This is a genomic window from Streptomyces sp. enrichment culture (genome assembly GCF_964273145.1).
Taxonomy (GTDB): domain Bacteria; phylum Actinomycetota; class Actinomycetes; order Streptomycetales; family Streptomycetaceae; genus Streptomyces.
This window is the reverse complement of the sequence record NZ_OZ186873.1, coordinates 3,637,803-3,654,690: the sequence shown is the minus strand read 5'-3', so window position 1 is coordinate 3,654,690 and position 16,888 is coordinate 3,637,803. Positions and strand designations below refer to the sequence as shown.

The following is a 16,888-nucleotide window of genomic DNA, read 5'->3' as shown; positions in this document are numbered from 1 at the left end:
CGGCCCCGGCTCACCCGACCGTCGTCCCCTCCTTCACCCACTTCTCGCCGCCGAGCGGGAACTCGTACGCCGGCCGCCCGTTGTTGCCGCTGGTGCGGAACGGCCGCCCGTCGTCGCCGATCTCCAGCGTTCCGCTCCGGGAGCCGCTGGACCACTCCAGCTCCAGGTACCAGCTCACGTCGTAGGCGGAGGCGTCGGCCAGGACGTAGTACACCTCCGGGTCGGACTCGGACACCTTGAACGGGAAGTCGTCGCCCCCCGCCTGGGGGACGACGGCGGGGCGGGCGGCGTCCAGGGCCACGGCGAAGGACCGGGTCGTGACGCCTCCCCCGCAGCCGACGCCGGGATACCCCATGACGTAGTCGTTCCAGGCGAGCGGCGACCGCTTGCCTACCGTGCGCACCTTCAGGTCCTTCACGACCACCGTCTCCTCGCCGGTGCCCTGGACGGTGAGCGTCAGGAACTGCCTCCCCGACGGCACCGCCCCCATCGCGGCCACCCAGGCCGGCGCGTCCTGCTCCGTCGGCGGCGGGGCCACCCGCGCCGGCGGCCGGTTCACCAGGTAGCGCTGGTCGCAGGGGTTCTCCCAGGTGTACGGCTGCACCGACACGGTCAGCGGAGCGCCGGCCCTGGTGCCGGTGACGGCCGAGCCCTCGCCGGCACCGCCCTCCCCCCGGTTGCCGCTCGGGGAGGCGGCCGGGCCGGTCCCGTCCGCCGCGCTCCCGTCCCCGCCGTCCTTGCCGTCCTCGGCGCCCTCGGCGTTCTTCTTGCGCGAGGGGGAGGCGGACGGCGACGCCGGACGGGACGGCGACGCGGACACCCGGGCGCCGCCCGCCCCCCGCGCCTCGACGGACACGGCGCCGGCGGGACCGCGCCGGTCCTCGTCCGCCCCGCCGGAGGACAGGCTCACGGCCAGGGTGACGGCACCGGCGACGGCGGCCACGGCGATCCCGGCGACGAGCGCGCCGCGGGTGCGGCGGCGGGCGCGCGAGGGCACGGGCCGCTCCGGGAACCGCTCCGGGGAGTGCGGCCGCTCCAGTTCGACCGGCGGCCGGAGCTCCTCCGAGGGCCGGGGCTCCCCCGAGGGCCGGGGCTCCTCAGAGGAGGGGGACTCCTCCGGCCGCGGGGCTTCCTCGGGCGAGGTTCCCCCGGAGGGCGAGGTGCCCTCGGACCGCCGGACCTCCGCGGACGAACCGCCGGAACCGGACGATCCGTCAGGACCGGACGTGCCATCGGGGCCGGACGCCCTGTCAGGTCCGGACGACCCGTCGGAGACGGACGACCCGTCGGAACCGGAGGAACCGGAAGGGTCAGAAGAACCGGGGGCCCCGGAGGCCCCGGGGACCCCGGGGGGACCGGCCGCCCCGGCCCCCTTCCGCCCCCGCGTCGCGTCCGCCAGCACCCAGCGCCGGTGCAGGTCCACCAGCTCCCCGGGGGAGGCCTTGCACAGCCGGGCCAGCCGCTCCACGGGCGCGTAGTCCGTGGGGACGGCGTCCCCGTTGCAGTAGCGGTGCAGTGTGGACGTGCTCACGTGCAACCGCTTGGCGAGCGTCCCGTAGCTCAGCCCGGAGCGCCCCTTCAGCTCCCTCAGCAGCGCGGCGAACTCCGCGGCGGCGGTGTCTCCGGTCACGGTCCGTCCTTCCCCCTGTCCCATCCCGCGTTCCAGGGAATGGTCGTTTCCCCTGGTCAAGCCCTTGCCGGCGTTCCAGCGTCCCTGATTCCCCGTCAACCATGGCGCCTGGGACAGATTGCCGGACAAGCTCTGGCCATCCAAGCACGCCGCTCCCGGCACCCGGTCGAGCAGCCCGCTCCGGTTCACCCCTCGAAAGGGAAATCAGCCATGCGTACGTTCCGCACCGCCCGCACCGCCCGCACGTCCGGCCCCCGCGCCCATCTCCTCGCCGCGGCCGGCGTGACCCTCGCCGCCCTCGCGCTGACCGCCTGCAACGACGGCACGGGAGTCCGGGACGAGGGCGCCTCCACGCCCGCGTCGCCCGCGGCGTCGGCGCCGGCCGCCGGCGGGTCCGCGAGCGCGGGCACCTCCTCCGGTGGCTCGGCGCAGCGGGACGCGCCCACCGCGGGCGGCTCGTCCGCCGGCAGGTCCACCGGCGCGTCCGCGGGCACCGGCACGGGTGGCGCCGGTGCGTCCTCCGGCGCCGGGAAGGCCCCGTCCGCGGGCCGGGGCGACACGTCCGATCCCTACGCCCCCGAGAACCACGTCCTGTGCAACGGCTCCAACACCGCCGTCACCGCCCGGAAGGTCTCCCGACCGGTCAACCACATGCTGCTCACGGTGCGCAACACCGGCTCGAAGGTGTGCGACCTGACCTACTACCCGGTGCTCCGCTTCGACGAGATGCAGTGGGCGCCGCAGCCGTTCGCGGAGTCCCGGCCGCAGGCGGTGGTCTCCCTGGCGCCCGGCGAGTCCGGTTACGCGGGCGTCCTGCTGTCGGCCGCCGACGGCAGCGGCGACGGCGGCGGCACCGGCCACCGCCTGACGGTCCGTTTCCACGGCGCCACCCCCAACAGCGACGGCGGCGCGGTGGCGACGCCGTCCCTGCCCGCCGGGGGCGTCTACTACGACAGCTCCCTGAGGGTGACGTACTGGCGGTCGAGCATGGACGACGCCCTGGCCTACTGAGGCCGGGCCGGGTGCCGGTCCGCGGCGGCCGGGGCTACCGCCCCAGCCGCTGCGCCACCTCGGTCGCCCAGTAGGTGAGGATGTTGCGCGCACCGGCCCGCTTGATGCCGGTCAGCGTCTCCAGGATCGCCCGGTCCCGGTCGATCCAGCCCTTCTCGGCGGCGGCCTCGATCATCGAGTACTCGCCGGAGATCTGGTACGCGGCGACCGGCACGTCCACGGCGTCCGCGACCCGCGCCAGGATGTCGAGGTAGGGCCCGGCCGGCTTGACCATCACCATGTCGGCGCCCTCCTCCAGGTCCAGCGCCAGCTCCCGCAGCGACTCCCGGACGTTCGCCGCGTCCTGCTGGTACGTCTTGCGGTCCCCCTTCAGGGACGACCCGACGGCCTCCCGGAAGGGCCCGTAGAAGGCGGACGCGTACTTGGCGGTGTAGGCGAGGATCGCCACGTCCTCCCGCCCGATCTGGTCCAGCGCGTCGCGGATGACGCCGATCTGGCCGTCCATCATCCCGCTGGGGCCGACGACGTGGGCGCCCGCGTCGGCCTGCACCTGCGCCATCTCGGCGTACCGCTCCAGGGTCGCGTCGTTGTCCACGCGCCCGTGCTCGTCGAGGACCCCGCAGTGCCCGTGGTCGGTGAACTCGTCCAGGCACAGGTCGGACATGACGAGCAGCTCGTCCCCGACCTCGGCCCGCACGTCCCGCAGGGCGACCTGGAGGATCCCGTCCGGGTCGGTGCCGGCCGTGCCGAGGGCGTCCTTCTTCTCCTCCTCGGGCACGCCGAACAGCATGATCCCGGAGATGCCCGCCTCCACCGCCTCTGCGGCGGCCTTCTTCAGGGTGTCCCGGGTGTGCTGCACGACGCCCGGCATCGCCGCGATCGGCACCGGTTCGCTCACGCCCTCGCGGACGAAGGCGGGGAGGATGAGGTCGGCGGGGTGCAGCCGGGTCTCGGCGACCATGCGGCGCATGGCCGGAGTGGTCCGCAGACGCCGGGGCCGGGTGCCGGGGAAGGATCCGTACGTCGTCATATCACCTACGCTACGCCCGCTCCGGCACCGCCTTTGCCGACGCACCGTCGGTGCGGACGCCCGCGTGCGGCGGCTCCGCCGAAGGATCGTGCCGGGAGGAAAAGTCCGGGAACGATCGGTCCCCGGACACCCGGTACGGCCACGCGTACGCCCCCTCTCACGCGCCCGCGCTCCGGACGTCCACGACCGTCCGCGCCGTGCCGAGCCCGCCCGCGATCCGGCGGACCCGCCGTGCTTCGGCCCCACGGTCGCCCCGGGGTGGCTCACGGGTGGCTCCGGGTGGCCGGGGCCGGTCAAGCCGCCCGGAGCGGCTCGCCCGCCGCCGGTGGCCGGCACCGGCAGTCCCGGCAGCGGCCGGGGTGCGGGGCGCGGAAGGCCCGCTCGCAGCCGTCGCACGTCTGGAGGGGGTGGGGGCGGTGGCGGGTGGCTCCGGTGCCGGCGGGCGCGGCCGGTGGACTTGCGGGCGGGAGCGGGGGCGGCAGTTCGCCGAGGCGGTGGGCGAGCACCCCGGCCGGGTGCCGCATGTCCTCGGGGAGGCCGGTGGTCAGGACGCGGTGGACGGCGGCGGTCGTGGCACCCCCGGCGAACCAGGCGGCGACGGCGGGAGCGAGCCGGTCCACCTGCCGCCGGGAGAGGGTGAGCCGGTCGTCGGTGCGGCGCAGCCCCGCGAGCAGGGCGACGGCCCTGTCGTGGTGCCGGTCGCGGGGTGCGCGCTCGGAGCCGTCCACCTCCGGCGGGACGGGTAGTGCGGGCGGCACGGGAGGTGCGGGCGGTTCCGGTTCACCGCCGGTCGCGGGCGCGTCCGGGAGGACGGAGACCCGGCCGCTTTCCCGGACCGTTTCCCGGACCTGTGGACCGACCACCGGACCTACCACCGGACCGACCACCGGACCTACCACCGGACCGGCCGCCGGACCGCCGGCGGGACGGACGGCGGCCCCGGCTGCGGGGGCGTGGTGGGCGTAGGTCCGCGTGTACAGGCGGCCCGCTTCCGTGCGCTCCCGGACCCGCTCCAGGTAGCCGTGCGCCTCCAGCTCCCGCAGGGCGAAGGCGATGCGGTCCCGCCCCTCGGGGAAGCGCTCGGCGAGGCTGCGGATGTCGACCGGGGCGCCCTCCGGCAGCGACAGGATGTGGGTGGCCAGCCCGATGGCGGTCAGCGACAGCTCGCGGTGCTGGGCGAGGTGGTTGCCGACGATCGTGTACCGGTCGGGTTGGTACGCCCGTACGTGGGTGACACCGGAGGGGGTGGCGGTCCGCCGAACACCCTGATCCGGGCGCGCGACGGCGCTAGGCTTCGTCTCAGCCATGGGGAAGGGCTCGCTTCCTCGATGGTCAGGCCCTCGCACTGGGATTGCCGTCCCGGCGGGGGCCGATGCATGTGTGGGGTTGTGGTGGTGCCTGCGGCGAGACTGCACGTCCGGGCCACCGGCGCGCCAGCCGCACCGACCGGTTTCACCCGCCCGGGTGACACACGCGAGGTTTGGTCGGTTGGGAGGGTTTTTTCCCGGGGTTCTTTGGTCTTTTACCGCCCGCGGCCCCGGCCGGCGTCGCACCGGATCACGTGTTTCCGGGCGCCGGTGCGGGCCCGTCGGCAGCGGGTCACCGGCGGTCGCCGAGGTCGATCTCGGCCCACACGGTCTTGCACGGCACCGGCCCGGTCCGCACACCCCAGCGGTCCGCCAGCTCCCCGACCAGCAGCAGGCCGTAGCCCGACTCGGCGGGCTCCGGCGCGGCCTCCCGGCACCTGGGCACGCTCTCCCCCTTGGCGTCGGTCACCTCGATACGCAGCACCCCGCACGCGGTGACCGTGAGGGCGAGGCGGAAGCTGCGCGCGGGGACCTTGCCGTGCACGGCGGCGTTCGCGGCGAGTTCGGCCACGATCAGCCGGGCCGGGTCCGGCGGCAGCCCCCAGGCGCCCAGCCGCTCGACGGCGAGCAGCCGGGCGAGACGGGCGCCCCGGCGGGTGGCGGAGAGCGGCACGGAGAACCTGCGGACGGGGGTCCGCGGCATGGTGATTTCCTGATTCACGTCACTCAGCGTGTTCACCCGTGCTTACGCTGTGAAGCGGGGCGGCCCGTGCGACCGGCGGCTGTCCGGCGCGCGCCCGGTTCCGTCCGGACCGCCCGGGGTGACCGGGCGGGGCGGCCGGAGTTGGTCCGTGGAAGGGCACGCGACGGAAGGGGGCGGACGTGAGCGGGTGGGAAACGGGGCTGGACGACGAAGAGGCCGGGGCCGTGATGCGCACCGTCGCCCGGCAGCTGAAGCTGTGGCGCGAGGCCGCCGGCCTCACCCAGGCCGAGTTCGGCGCGGCCATCGGCTACGGCGAGGAACTGGTCTCCTCGGTGGAACGGGGACGGCGCATCCCCCGACCCGAGTACCTGGACGCGGCGGACGAGGTCCTGGGCGCGGACGGCAAGATCGTGGCGCTCAAACAGGACGTGGCGGAGGCGCGGTACCCGAAGAAGGTGCGGGACGTGCAACGCCTGGAGGCGGAAGCCGTCGAGATCTGCTCTTACAACAACTCCGTCATCGACGGGTTGTTGCAGACCGAGCCGTATGCGCGGGCCGTTTTCGGTTCCAGACGACCGCCTTTCACCGAGGAAGAGCTGGAGCAGCAGCTGGCTGCGCGACTGGCCCGTCAGGAGATCGTCAGCAGCGCGACAGCCAAGCCGCTGTTCAGCTTCGTCCTGTGCGAGGCGACGCTGAGGCGGCTGATCGGGGGCAAGATGGTCATGCGTGGACAGCTCGAACGGTTGTTGGACGTGGCCCGCTTGCCCAACGTCGACCTGCAGGTGCTCCCTCTGTGCAGCGAAGAGAACTCCGGGCTCGGCGGCCTCTTCCGATTGCTCAAGCTCAAGGACGGGACGGCCGTGGGGCTCAGTGAGGCACCGCTCATCAGCCGTGTGTTGTGCAGCCCGAAAGAGACGACCGTCCTCGATATGCGCTATGGGATCATCCGGGCGCAAGCTCTCACGCCACGAGAGTCCCTTACCTTCATCGAGAAACTGCGGGGAGAGACATGAGCCTCAAGCCCAGCCCCGAGCTGGAGTGGATAAAGAGCAGCTACAGCACAGACGACGGCCCGTCCTGCGTCGAGGTCGCCACCGCTCCCGCAACCATCCTCGTCCGCGACTCCAAGATTCCCGACGGCCCCCGCCTCGCCCTCTCCCCCACCACCTGGGCGACCTTCCTGCCGTACGCCTCCGCGCACTGACGCGGCGAGAACGGCCCGTACCCGAACGCGCGGGCGCGGGCACGGGCCGTACGAGAAGGAGCCCCGCCGTCCCGGAGGACGGCGGGGCTCTCTCTTCACACGGCTGACCGTCTCCGACAGCCCGTTCCCGCGACGCTCCCCTGCCCGGGGGCAGGGGACCGGCGACCGCTACGTGGTCGACCGCCTCCGCCGCGCCCCCGGCCGCCGCTCGCTCGGCCGCGTCACCGGGTCGCCGGCCTCGATCGCCGCCAGCCGCCGCCGCGCGCCGAAGTCGGCCAGCGCCTCCGCCAGCTTGTGCACGGACGGCTCGGGCGACATGACGTCCACCCGCAGACCGTGCTCCTCCGCCGTCTTGGCGGTGGCCGGGCCGATGCAGGCGATGACCGTCACGTTGTGCGGCTTGCCCGCGATGCCGACCAGGTTCCGCACGGTGGACGACGACGTGAACAGCACGGCGTCGAAGCCACCGCCCTTGATCGCCTCCCGCGTCTCGGCGGGCGGCGGCGAGGCGCGCACGGTCCGGTAGGCGGTGACGTCGTCGACCTCCCAGCCCAACTCGACGAGGCCCGCGACGAGCGTCTCCGTCGCGATGTCGGCACGCGGCAGGAACACCCGGTCGATCGGGTCGAAGACCGGGTCGTACGGCGGCCAGTCCTCCAGCAGTCCGGCGGCCGACTGCTCCCCGCTGGGCACCAGGTCCGGCTTCACGCCGAAGGCGATCAGCGCCTTGGCGGTCTGCTCGCCGACCGCGGCGACCTTGATGCCGGCGAAGGCACGGGCGTCGAGGCCGTACTCCTCGAACTTCTCCCGCACGGCCTTGACCGCGTTGACCGAGGTGAAGGCGATCCACTCGTACCGGCCCGTGACCAGGCCCTTGACCGCGCGCTCCATCTGCTGCGGGGTGCGCGGCGGCTCCACGGCGATGGTCGGCACCTCGTGCGGCACGGCCCCGTAGGAGCGCAGCTGGTCGGAGAGCGAGGCCGCCTGCTCCTTCGTGCGCGGCACGAGCACCTTCCAGCCGAACAGCGGCTTGGACTCGAACCACGAGAGCTGCTCGCGCCGGGCGGGGGCGCTGTGCTCGCCGACCACGGCTATCACCGGCCGGCTGCCGTCCGGCGACGGCAGCACCTTGGCCTGCTTCAGCGTCTGCGCGATGGTGCCGAGGGTGGCGGTCCAGGTGCGCTGCCGGGTCGTCGTACCGGCGACGGTGACGGTCAGCGGGGTGTCCGGCTTGCGGCCGGCCGACACCAGCTCGCCCGCGGCGGCCGCCACGGAGTCCAGCGTCGTGGAGACGACGACCGTGCCGTCGGAGGCGCCCACCTCGGTCCAGCAGCGGTCCGAGGCGGTCCGGGCGTCCACGAACCGCACGTCGGCGCCGTGGGCGTCCCGCAGCGGCACACCGGCGTACGCCGGCACGCCGACGGCCGCGGCGACGCCCGGGACGACCTCGAAGGGCACCCCGGCCGCGGCGCAGGCCAGCATCTCCTCGGCGGCGTCCGCGTCGAGCCCGGGGTCCCCGGACACCGCACGCACGACCCGCCTGCCGCCCCGCGCGGCCTCCATGACAAGATGTGCGGCATCCCGCACAGCGGGAACGCCGGCGGTGGTTGACGTGTCGTCAACTACCTTCAGCTGGGGCGTGCCTGTGCCCGGAAGCGGCCCGGAGGGGGAACCGGCCGGATCCGAGGGATCCGCGTCCGTGCGCACTTCGGCGACCCCCTGCCTGGCGTGCTTGCGGACGACGTCGAGCACCTCGTGCTCGGCGACGAGGACGTCCGCGTTCGCCAGCGCCTCCACGGCGCGCAGGGTCAGCAGTCCCGGGTCTCCGGGTCCGGCACCCAGGAAGGTGACGTGCCCGTGTTCCGGACCGACGGGAAGGGTGGTGGGGTTCAATGTGCTCGCTCCCCCATCAGACCGGCCGCGCCCTGGGCGAGCATCTCGGCGGCGAGTTCGCGGCCGAGTGCCACTGCCCTGTCGTGCGTCTCGGGCACGGGACCGGTGGTGGACAGCTGCACCAGCGTGGTGCCGTCGGTCGTGCCGACGACGCCCCGCAGGCGCATTTCCTTGACGATCTGCCTGTCGGCCTGGGGGTCCCCCCGCTCCAGCGGAGCCGAGAGCGGGGGAAGGTCGGCCAGTGCGCCCACGGGGGCGCTGCAACCGGCTTCCAGGGCGGCGAGCAGTGACCGCTCGGCCGTCACGGCGGCCCGCGTGAACGGGTCGTCGAGCTCGGCGAGCGCGGCGATCAGGTCCGCGTCGGCCGCGGCGCACTCGATCGCCAGGGCCCCCTGGCCGGGGGCGGGCAGCACCGTGTCGACCGACAGGAAGTCGGTCGCCTCCTCGATGCGGCCGATCCGGTTCATCCCGGCGGCGGCGAGCACGACGGCGTCCAGCTCACCGCTGCGGACGTATCCGATCCGCGTGTCGACGTTGCCGCGGATGGGGACCGTCTCGATCTCCATCCCGTGGGCCCGCGCGTACGCGTTCAGCTGCGCCATCCGGCGCGGCGAACCCGTGCCGACGCGCGACCCGCGCGGCAGGTCGGTGAACTTCAGCGCGTCCCGCGCGACGAGCACGTCCCGCGGGTCCTCGCGCACCGGTACGGCGGCCAGGACCAGCTCCTCGGGCTGCGTGGTCGGCAGGTCCTTGAGCGAATGAACCGCGAAGTCCACCTCGCCCCTCAGCAGCGCGTCGCGCAGCGCGGTCACGAACACGCCCGTGCCGCCGATCTGCGCGAGGTGCTCGCGCGACGTGTCGCCGTACGTGGTGATCTCGACGAGCTCGACGGGCCGCCCGGTCACCTGGCTCACGGCGTCCGCCACCTGCCCGGACTGGGCCATGGCGAGCTTGCTGCGCCTGGTTCCCAGCCTCAGTGCCTTCTCAGTCATGCCGGCCCTCGGTTCTTGCCGTTGTTCTCGGTGTTGTGGCCGCCGTCGGCCCGGGAGACGGCGGCCACCGTCTCGGGGTCGAGGTCGAACAGGGTGCGCAGCGCGTCGGCGTACCCGGCTCCGCCGGGCTCGGCCGCGAGCTGCTTGACCCGTACCGTCGGCGCGTGCAGCAGCTTGTCCACGACGCGCTTGACGGTCTGCGTGATCTCGGCGCGGTGCTTGTCGTCCAGGCCGGGCAGCCGCCCCTCCAGCCGGGCCATCTCATTGGCCACCACCTCGGCGGCCATGCTGCGCAGGGCGACGACGGTGGGGGTGATGCGCGCGGCCCGCTGTGCCGCCCCGAAGGCCGCGACCTCGTCCGAAACGATCCGCCTGACCTGGTCGACGTCGGCCGCCATCGGGGCGTCGGCGGAGGCCTCGGCGAGCGTCTCGATGTCCACCAGCCGCACCCCGGCCAGCCGGTGCGCGGCGGCGTCGATGTCGCGCGGCATGGCGAGGTCGAGCAGGAACAGCGCCGGCTGCGGGCGCGGGACGACGGCGACCGGCTCGGGCCGGCGCGCCTCGGGGACGCGCCCGGCGCTGGCCGCGGTCGCGGCGAGCGCGTCGATCAGCTCGGCGTCCGCCTCGGGGCCGCTGCGGGGGGTCTCACGCGGCCGGTCCACGGCCGTCCCGCCCGCGACCCAGGCGGCGTGCTGCTCCAGCGTCGCCGCGTCCATGCCGGCCACCGCGGCCTCCCCCATGACGGAGAAGCCGGGCTGCACGGCGGACAGGTCGAGCGGGCAGCCCTCGTCGCCGGCGGTCGCGGGCGCCGCCTGCCGCGTCGCCCCGGCCTGCGCGCGGGGACCCGCCTCGACCGCGACGGGCCGTCCCGTGCGGTCCTGGACCGCCGCCGCCACCACGTCGGCCGTCAGGACGAGCCCCGTCGCGCCGGTGCAGGAGACGGCCACGTCGGCACGTGCCAGCTCGGCCGGTACGGCGTCCATCGGCACCGCGCGGGCCAGCACGTCCGTGTCGTCGCCCTCGGTCAGGATCCGCGCGAGCCGCTCGGCCCGCTCGAAGGTGCGGTTGGCGACGGCGATCTCGGCGACCCCGGCCCGCGCCAGGGTGGCGGCGGCCAGCGAGGACATCGACCCGGCGCCGATGACCAGCGCCTTCTTGCCCCGGGCCCAGCCGGGGACGTCCGCACCGGCGGCCAGCTGCTCCAGACCGAAGGTGACCAGGGACTGACCGGCGCGGTCGATGCCGGTCTCGGAGTGGGCGCGCTTGCCGACCCGCAGCGCCTGCTGGAACAGGTCGTTCAGCAGCCGTCCGGCGGTGTGCAGCTCCTGCGCCCGGGCCAGGGAGTTCTTTATCTGGCCGAGGATCTGGCCCTCGCCCACGACCATCGAGTCCAGCCCGCAGGCCACCGAGAACAGGTGGTGGACGGCCCGGTCCTCGTAGTGCACGTACAGGTAGGGGGTGAGCTCCTCCAGCCCGACCCCGCTGTGCTGGGCGAGCAGCGTGGACAGCTCGGCGACACCGGCGTGGAACTTGTCCACGTCGGCGTAGAGCTCGATGCGGTTGCAGGTGGCGAGCACCGCGGCCTCGGCGGCCGGTTCGGCGGCGACCGTGTCCTGCAACAGCTTGACCTGGGCGTCCGCGCTCAGCGAGGCCCGCTCCAGGACGCTGACGGGGGCGCTGCGGTGGCTCAGCCCGACGACGAGGAGGCTCATGCCGGCATCACGGCGGGCACGTCCCCGTCGGGTCCTTGTTCGACGGACTCCTTGCGGGCGGCGGCGGCCGCGGCGCCCGCTTCGGCGGCGGCCTCCTCACCGGCCTTGCGCTGCTCGTGGAAGGCGAGGATCTGCAGCTCGATGGAGAGGTCGACCTTGCGCACGTCGACGCCCTCGGGGACGTTCAGCACGGTCGGCGCGAAGTTCAGGATGGAGGTGACACCGGCGGCCACGAGCCGGTCGCAGACCTGCTGGGCGGCGCCGGCGGGGGTGGCGATCACGCCGATCGAGACGCCGTTGTCCCGGATGATCCGCTCCAGGTCGTCGGTGTGCTGCACCGGGATCCCGGCGACGGGCTTCCCGGCCATCGCGGGATCGGCGTCGATGAGCGCGGCCACCCGGAAGCCGCGGGAGGCGAAACCGCCGTAGTTGGCGAGCGCGGCGCCGAGGTTGCCGATACCGACGATCACCACCGGCCAGTCCTGGGTCAGCCCCAGCTCGCGGGAGATCTGGTACACGAGGTACTCGACGTCGTAGCCGACGCCCCGGGTCCCGTAGGAGCCGAGGTAGGAGAAGTCCTTGCGCAGCTTCGCGGAGTTGACTCCCGCCGCGGCCGCCAGCTCCTCGGAGGAGACCGTGGGGACCGAGCGCTCCGACAGCGCGGTGAGGGCTCGGAGGTACAGCGGAAGCCGGGCGACGGTGGCCTCGGGGATTCCTCGGCTACGGGTCGCCGGTCGGTGTGTTCGGCCAGTTGCCACGGTGCTCCTGCGGGTAGAGCGGGGCTGTAGGCGGTCATACGTCCCTAGATGACCGCCCCGTCGAATGCAGGCTATGCCTTTGTGAACGCGTGCACAAAGACGGTGTCCGATTTGCCCGGCCAACGTGACCGGGGTCACGCGCCCTCGACGCGAGGAACGGGAACCGGCGCACTCGCACCTGCGTTCCTCTCCCATTGGGGGCAAAGCCGCCCACACTCCTCACGATCTACGCCCCCGAGACCAAGTCGCCATCGATCCTAAGCGACCATCCGGACTACTTGGACTGTTCGGTCAGTGCCTTGCGGAGGCGCTCCTCGTTCACACGCCAGAAGGTGTGCTGCCGTCCGTCGACCAGGACGACGGGGATCTGCTCCCAGTACCGGTCGTGGAGTTCGCGGTCCTGGGTGATGTCCTTCTGCTCCCAGGGGACGCCGAGATCGGCGCAGACCTTCTCGACGACGAGTTGTGCGTCATCACACAGGTGGCAGCCGGGTTTGCGGATGAGGGTGACGAGATGGTTCTCAGGAGTCTCAGGGACCTGAGGGGTCCTGCGGCGGAAGAGCGGGCTCATGCCGGCCATTCTCGCGCGGCCGGCGGCCCGCGGGCGCCCCGCCGCGGCATCCCGGGCATCCGCCGCCCCGGCCCCCCGGCCCCCTCCCCGGGCACCCCGTTTAACGACCCCGTCGTGGAGAGTTCACGGCCTCCCAACCCCACGACTCCGGAAGGTCCGAACAAACTGGCTATGCTCACGGACATGGCCGCTCTCGGATGGCTCACCCCCCGTAGGCGCTCCGCCACGGCGCGGAGCGTGTTGGCAGGCGAGGCCTCGGCGGAGGCAGCCCGCAAGTCCGCCCAGAACGAATCCGCCGCCCCCGCCACGGGCCGGGAACCGGACTTCCCGGTCCACGGCGACGACAGGGCCGCCGCCTTCTTCGACCTGGACAACACCGTCATGCAGGGCGCCGCCCTGTTCCATTTCGGACGGGGCCTGTACAAGCGCAAATTCTTCGAGACGCGGGACCTGGCACGCTTCGCCTGGCAGCAGGCGTGGTTCCGGCTGGCCGGCGTCGAGGACCCCGAGCACATGCAGGACGCGCGCGACGCCGCGCTGTCGATCGTCAAGGGCCACCGGGTCTCGGAGCTGAGGTCGATCGGCGAGGAGATCTACGACGAGTACATGGCCGAGCGGATCTGGCCCGGCACCCGCGCCCTGGCCCAGGCCCACCTGGACGCCGGCCAGAAGGTGTGGCTGGTCACGGCGGCCCCGGTGGAGATCGCCCAGGTCATCGCCCGCCGCCTGGGCCTGACCGGCGCGCTCGGCACGGTCGCCGAGTCGGTCGACGGCGTCTACACCGGCAAACTGGTCGGCGAGCCGCTGCACGGCCCGGCGAAGGCCGAGGCGGTCCGCGCCCTGGCGGCGGCGGAGGGCCTGGACCTGTCCCGCTGCGCCGCGTACTCCGACTCCCACAACGACATCCCCATGCTGTCGCTGGTCGGCCATCCGTACGCGATCAACCCCGACTCCAAGCTGCGCAGGCACGCCCGCGAACTGGACTGGCGCCTGCGGGACTACCGCACGGGCCGCAAGGCGGCCAAGGTCGGCATCCCGGCCGCGGCGGGCGTCGGCGCGGTGGCCGGCGGCACGGCCGCGGCGATCGCCCTGCACCGCCGCCGCCGCTAGGGTCTTTCGTTTGGATCAGGCCGGATCAGGGAGCGGGACCTGGTGCCGTGCATCGCAGGGCGGAGGAGGGCGCCATGGCGGAGCCGTGGCAACCGACGACAACGCGGCGGGGCACGGCACCAGGCCCCGCGAGCCCGGCATGATCCGAACGAGAGGCCCTAAGGACCGCCGCACGGACCACCCCGCGGACGCGGGGCCGGGCACTCCCGTCCGCCGCGCCACCAGCCGACGCCCCGTGCCGTCCGTGCCGGTCTCCCCCTCCGTCTCGCGGCCCGCGCACCGGACCCCGCGCATCGGACCCCGCTCACCGGCGCCGCCCCGCGGCGCCGCTTCCCCCCGGCTCGATCCGGACAGCGGCCCCCGGCCGGGCACCGGCGCGTGACCGGCACCATGCCAATCCCTCTGACTTACCCCGCTGCACCCGCCCCATTCCCCCCACTCGCCACCCGGCCACAACACGCGCCGTACCCACCCGGAATACGAACCTTTCCGATCAAAACTCGATCACTCTGTGGCACTTGATCGAGTGCCAATCGGTTACGGAAGCGACGTAATCGGTGATTTGAGCAACTGGGTGTAGCAGTGCCTGCACGAAGCGTTATTCTCCTCAGACGCAAACCGGTACCCCTCCGTCGCTACGACGGGTGAAAGGTCCCGCACTGCACGTGATGGAAGCTCTGCCTCTGGGAGTCCCGTGTACCCACACGTCGGGGTTGACGCCTCGGGCCTGGCTACGCTCCGCGCAACGGTCAAAACGGTCCAAGACCTGCTGCGCGAACTCGTCCCCACCGCGTACGCCGTCCCCGCCTTCGCCGCCGCCGCCCCCGTGGGCCCGTGCTACGCACTGGCCGACGGCAGCGCCGCGGTCGGCAGACGAGGACGCCCGTCCGGGGCCGCGACCACCCGCCGTCCCGCCGCGGACAGCGACAGCGCCCGGATGATGGACCTCGTCGAACGCGCCCAGGCCGGCGAGGCCGACGCCTTCGGGCGGCTCTACGACCAGTACAGCGACACCGTCTACCGCTACATCTACTACCGAGTCGGCGGCAAGGCGACCGCCGAGGACCTGACGAGCGAGACCTTCCTGCGGGCCCTGCGCCGCATCGGGACCTTCACCTGGCAGGGCCGCGACTTCGGCGCCTGGCTGGTGACCATCGCCCGCAACCTCGTCGCCGACCACTTCAAGTCCAGCCGCTTCCGGCTGGAGGTCACCACCGGCGAGATGCTCGACGCCAACGAGGTCGAGCGCTCCCCCGAGGACTCCGTCCTCGAATCCCTCTCCAACGCCGCCCTGCTCGACGCCGTACGGCGGCTCAACCCCCAGCAGCAGGAGTGCGTGACGCTCCGCTTCCTCCAAGGCCTCTCCGTCGCCGAGACCGCCCGCGTGATGGGCAAGAACGAAGGGGCCATCAAGACCCTCCAGTACCGCGCCGTGCGCACCCTCGCCCGGCTCCTGCCCGAGGACGCGCGCTGATCACGCGCCCGCGAAGACCTCGTCGCCCTCCGCGGTTCCCAACTCACCCCGGGTGAGACTCCCTTGCCTCGCGGTCCGCTCACGCGCCGTCCGTAACCCAAGTGCCGAGCCGCTCGTTGTGCGGGATACAGGCTCCCTGTGGTCACCCCCTGACCGACTCCGGTCACACGATCGTGTGGATGCGGTCAGGGTGTGCAACCCTCAGGACCCCCTGGGGAGTCGACCGTCATGACGAGAGGAGGTGCCGCCAGTGATCGCGAACGTATCGGCGCACCGGCGGGCGAACGCCTTCGCCCAGGCTCTGGAGGAGCAGTCCGATCGGGGCGCGGCGGCCGAGCAGTCCGGAGGACCGGCACCGGCCGAGTCCGCGGAGCAGACCGACCAGGGACATCTGCTGGCCCTGGCCTCAGGTCTCGGCGCGCTGCCCAAACCCGAGCTGGATCCCGAGGTCAAGGTCGTCCAGCGCGCTCAGCTGGTGGCCGCCTTCGAGGCCATGCTGCAAGAGGGCGGCGAGGCAACGGACCCCACGGTGCCCGAGCAGCGGTCCCCACGGGCCCGCGGTGCTCACCGGGCGACCCCGTTGAAGCGATTCCGCCCGCGCTCGCGGCTGGCCAAGGGCCTCACCGCCGGCGGACTCAGCGTCGGTGTGGCCGCGGGAGCCTTCGGCGGAGTCGCCGCCGCCAGCTCGGACGCCCTGCCCGGTGACACGCTCTACGGCCTCAAGCGAGGCATCGAAGACTTCAAACGCGGCCTCGCCGACGGGGACGGCGAACGCGGCCGGGCCTACCTCGACCAGGCCTCGACCCGACTGAACGAGGCACGCCGCCTCCTGGACCGCGACCGCGGCGACCACCTCGACCACGAGTCCCTCGGCGAGATCCGCCGCACCCTGTCCGGCATGCGGCACGACGCCTCCGAGGGCCACCGCCTGCTCAGCGCGGTCTACGAACGCGACCCCGACTCCCTCGCCCCCATCCAGGCCCTCTCCGCCTTCTCCCGCTCCCACGGCGAAGCCTGGGGAGCGCTGCGCGAGAAGCTGCCCGTCCAACTCGGGGACGTCAGCGAGCAGGTCACGTCGGTGTTCGACGCCATAGAGCAGGACGTCGCCCCGCTGCGCCCCCTCCTCCCCCAGCCGCCCGCCCAGGACGACACCGAACGCGACCGGCAGCGGGAATCCCGGCCGACGACCACCGGCACGCCCGGCAGCGGCCGCACGACGACGCCCGGCACCGGCGGCGACAGCCACCGCGACAGCGGCCGAGGCGACACCGGCAGCCCCGGCAAACCGACGGGATCCGGCAGCGACGGCCGCGACGACAACCTGCTCGGCGGCAGCACGGGCGATCTGCTCGACCCGCCGAGGGACAGCGCCGGCACGTCGCCCTCCACCGACGCCGGCAAATCCCCGACCACCGAGCCGGACGTCACCCTCCCGCCGCTCCTGCCGGGCTTGCTGCCCGGCCTGGGCATCGAAGGCGAGGACGCCGACTGAG

At 73.5% G+C, this 16,888-nt stretch carries 15 protein-coding genes; 6 read left to right on the top strand and 9 right to left on the bottom strand.

The annotated features are described in order from the left end of the window. Positions 1 to 10: 10 nt before the first annotated feature. Complete coding sequence (locus tag ACSU6Z_RS16525; RefSeq protein WP_437046482.1) at positions 11 to 1,654, bottom strand: helix-turn-helix domain-containing protein; 1,644 nt, start codon at positions 1,652 to 1,654, stop codon at positions 11 to 13. Between the two features lie 186 nt (positions 1,655 to 1,840). Between ACSU6Z_RS16525 and ACSU6Z_RS16520 the strand changes: the two genes are divergently transcribed. Further along, positions 1,841 to 2,641, top strand: coding sequence for a DUF4232 domain-containing protein (locus ACSU6Z_RS16520; protein WP_437046480.1), 801 nt, complete (start codon positions 1,841 to 1,843; stop codon positions 2,639 to 2,641). A 34-nt stretch (positions 2,642 to 2,675) separates the two neighbouring features. On the opposite strand, the gene hemB is transcribed toward ACSU6Z_RS16520, so the two are convergent. From hemB to ACSU6Z_RS16505, 3 genes are all read right to left on the bottom strand, one after another. Continuing rightward, positions 2,676 to 3,671, bottom strand: a complete 996-nt coding sequence (gene hemB / locus ACSU6Z_RS16515) for a porphobilinogen synthase (protein ID WP_437046478.1) — start codon at positions 3,669 to 3,671, stop codon at positions 2,676 to 2,678. 293 nt (positions 3,672 to 3,964) lie between these two features. Then, entirely contained in the window at positions 3,965 to 4,978 is a 1,014-nt protein-coding gene (locus tag ACSU6Z_RS16510) for a helix-turn-helix domain-containing protein (RefSeq protein ID WP_437046476.1), read from the bottom strand. A 292-nt stretch (positions 4,979 to 5,270) separates the two neighbouring features. Further along, a complete protein-coding gene (locus ACSU6Z_RS16505) occupies positions 5,271 to 5,699 on the bottom strand; it encodes an ATP-binding protein (protein WP_437046475.1) in 429 nt (142 codons plus the stop codon). A gap of 161 nt (positions 5,700 to 5,860) precedes the next feature. On the opposite strand from ACSU6Z_RS16505, the gene ACSU6Z_RS16500 reads away from it, so the two are divergent. Further along, positions 5,861 to 6,694 (top strand): helix-turn-helix domain-containing protein, encoded by an 834-nt coding sequence (locus tag ACSU6Z_RS16500; protein ID WP_437046473.1) that lies wholly within the window; start codon positions 5,861 to 5,863, stop codon positions 6,692 to 6,694. Then, entirely contained in the window at positions 6,691 to 6,885 is a 195-nt protein-coding gene (locus ACSU6Z_RS16495; protein ID WP_437046472.1) for a DUF397 domain-containing protein, read from the top strand. The genes ACSU6Z_RS16500 and ACSU6Z_RS16495 overlap by 4 nt, the downstream gene beginning before the upstream one ends. Positions 6,886 to 7,053: 168 nt before the next feature. On the opposite strand, the gene ACSU6Z_RS16490 is transcribed toward ACSU6Z_RS16495, so the two are convergent. The 5 genes from ACSU6Z_RS16490 to ACSU6Z_RS16470 all read right to left on the bottom strand — a co-directional run bounded on the left by ACSU6Z_RS16490 (position 7,054) and on the right by ACSU6Z_RS16470 (position 12,820). Next, complete coding sequence (locus ACSU6Z_RS16490; RefSeq protein ID WP_437046470.1) at positions 7,054 to 8,778, bottom strand: uroporphyrinogen-III synthase; 1,725 nt, start codon at positions 8,776 to 8,778, stop codon at positions 7,054 to 7,056. Next, a complete protein-coding gene (gene hemC / locus ACSU6Z_RS16485; RefSeq protein WP_437046468.1) occupies positions 8,775 to 9,770 on the bottom strand; it encodes a hydroxymethylbilane synthase in 996 nt (331 codons plus the stop codon). Before hemC ends, ACSU6Z_RS16490 begins: the two co-directional genes overlap by 4 nt. Beyond that, a complete protein-coding gene (locus ACSU6Z_RS16480) occupies positions 9,767 to 11,482 on the bottom strand; it encodes a glutamyl-tRNA reductase (RefSeq protein ID WP_437046466.1) in 1,716 nt (571 codons plus the stop codon). The genes hemC and ACSU6Z_RS16480 overlap by 4 nt, the downstream gene beginning before the upstream one ends. After that, on the bottom strand, positions 11,479 to 12,240 hold the full coding sequence (locus ACSU6Z_RS16475) for a redox-sensing transcriptional repressor Rex (protein WP_437046464.1): 762 nt from the start codon (positions 12,238 to 12,240) through the stop codon (positions 11,479 to 11,481). The genes ACSU6Z_RS16480 and ACSU6Z_RS16475 overlap by 4 nt, the downstream gene beginning before the upstream one ends. A 274-nt stretch (positions 12,241 to 12,514) precedes the next feature. Then, a complete protein-coding gene (locus tag ACSU6Z_RS16470; RefSeq protein ID WP_437046462.1) occupies positions 12,515 to 12,820 on the bottom strand; it encodes a glutaredoxin family protein in 306 nt (101 codons plus the stop codon). A gap of 174 nt (positions 12,821 to 12,994) precedes the next feature. Between ACSU6Z_RS16470 and ACSU6Z_RS16465 the strand changes: the two genes are divergently transcribed. The 3 genes from ACSU6Z_RS16465 to ACSU6Z_RS16455 all read left to right on the top strand — a co-directional run bounded on the left by ACSU6Z_RS16465 (position 12,995) and on the right by ACSU6Z_RS16455 (position 16,887). After that, a complete protein-coding gene (locus ACSU6Z_RS16465; RefSeq protein WP_437046461.1) occupies positions 12,995 to 13,921 on the top strand; it encodes an HAD family hydrolase in 927 nt (308 codons plus the stop codon). A 694-nt stretch (positions 13,922 to 14,615) separates the two neighbouring features. Then, on the top strand, positions 14,616 to 15,395 hold the full coding sequence (locus tag ACSU6Z_RS16460; RefSeq protein WP_437046459.1) for an ECF subfamily RNA polymerase sigma factor, BldN family: 780 nt from the start codon (positions 14,616 to 14,618) through the stop codon (positions 15,393 to 15,395). Between the two features lie 250 nt (positions 15,396 to 15,645). Then, positions 15,646 to 16,887 carry a DUF5667 domain-containing protein gene (locus ACSU6Z_RS16455; protein WP_437046457.1) on the top strand — a complete coding sequence of 414 codons (1,242 nt, stop codon included), beginning with the start codon at positions 15,646 to 15,648 and terminating at the stop codon, positions 16,885 to 16,887. Position 16,888 lies beyond the last annotated feature (1 nt).

What these genes read in the sequence shown, in the direction of transcription:
- ACSU6Z_RS16520 (WP_437046480.1), top strand. Translation starts at nt 1,841, where the DNA reads ATGCGTACGTTCCGCACCGCCCGCACCGCCCGCACGTCCGGCCCCCGC.
- ACSU6Z_RS16480 (WP_437046466.1), bottom strand. Translation starts at nt 11,482, where the DNA reads ATGAGCCTCCTCGTCGTCGGGCTGAGCCACCGCAGCGCCCCCGTCAGC.
- hemB (WP_437046478.1), bottom strand. Translation starts at nt 3,671, where the DNA reads ATGACGACGTACGGATCCTTCCCCGGCACCCGGCCCCGGCGTCTGCGG.
- hemC (WP_437046468.1), bottom strand. Translation starts at nt 9,770, where the DNA reads ATGACTGAGAAGGCACTGAGGCTGGGAACCAGGCGCAGCAAGCTCGCC.
- ACSU6Z_RS16470 (WP_437046462.1), bottom strand. Translation starts at nt 12,820, where the DNA reads ATGGCCGGCATGAGCCCGCTCTTCCGCCGCAGGACCCCTCAGGTCCCT.
- ACSU6Z_RS16510 (WP_437046476.1), bottom strand. Translation starts at nt 4,978, where the DNA reads ATGGCTGAGACGAAGCCTAGCGCCGTCGCGCGCCCGGATCAGGGTGTT.
- ACSU6Z_RS16525 (WP_437046482.1), bottom strand. Translation starts at nt 1,654, where the DNA reads ATGGGACAGGGGGAAGGACGGACCGTGACCGGAGACACCGCCGCCGCG.
- ACSU6Z_RS16465 (WP_437046461.1), top strand. Translation starts at nt 12,995, where the DNA reads ATGGCCGCTCTCGGATGGCTCACCCCCCGTAGGCGCTCCGCCACGGCG.
- ACSU6Z_RS16495 (WP_437046472.1), top strand. Translation starts at nt 6,691, where the DNA reads ATGAGCCTCAAGCCCAGCCCCGAGCTGGAGTGGATAAAGAGCAGCTAC.